Origin of the sequence: Kineococcus indalonis, from assembly GCF_009906395.1 — a bacterium.
Classification (GTDB): Bacteria; Actinomycetota; Actinomycetes; order Actinomycetales; family Kineococcaceae; genus Kineococcus; species Kineococcus indalonis.
This window is the reverse complement of sequence record NZ_JAAALM010000344.1, coordinates 1-602: the sequence shown is the minus strand read 5'-3', so window position 1 is coordinate 602 and position 602 is coordinate 1. Positions and strand designations below refer to the sequence as shown.

Genomic DNA, 602 nt, shown 5'->3' with positions numbered 1-602 from the left:
GCCCGCCGCGCCCGCCCGCCGTCGGGGCGCGCGAGCTCCAGCACGGCGGCGGTCAGCGCGAGCGCGACGAGCGGGGTCTCCAGCCCGCCCACGGCCCACAGGGCGAACGGGGCGCAGCACCCGACGAGCACGGCCCCCACCGCCGCCGCGACCCGGCCCGCGACGGGGCGGGCGCGCAGGCCCACGAGCAGCACGCACCCCGTGCCGGCGGCCACGCCGAGGACCCGCGCGGTGCCCAGCGCCGGCAGGCCCACCAGCGCCGCCAGCGCCTCCAGGCCCACGAGCAGCGGGTTGCTGGCGCCCTCCACGACGGGGCCGGCGGGGTTCCAGGCGAAGGCGTGCCCGGCGGCGAGGTTCTCGGCGTAGCGCACGCTGATCCAGGAGTCGTCGGTGACGAAGCCCCGCAGCGACCAGCACAGCCACAGGTGCACGGCGCAGGCGCCGGCCACGACGAGGTCCGCCGCCGGGGTCCGCAGCGCGTCAGGGACGTGACGGGCCGGGGCGGCGCGGCGCGCCCCGGTGCGCACGGCCCCCTCGCCGGGCCGAGGGGGCCGGTGTCGGGCACGCTGGCCGCGGGGACGCCCGGCGGGCGGAGGCGGGCG

Annotated in this window: 1 pseudogene; it reads right to left on the bottom strand. The window is 82.1% G+C overall.

Annotation, left to right across the window (positions count from 1 at the left end):
• A pseudogene (locus GTR00_RS23035) lies at window positions 1-527 on the bottom strand (hypothetical protein); the annotation flags it as partial.
• Window positions 528-602 lie beyond the last annotated feature (75 nt).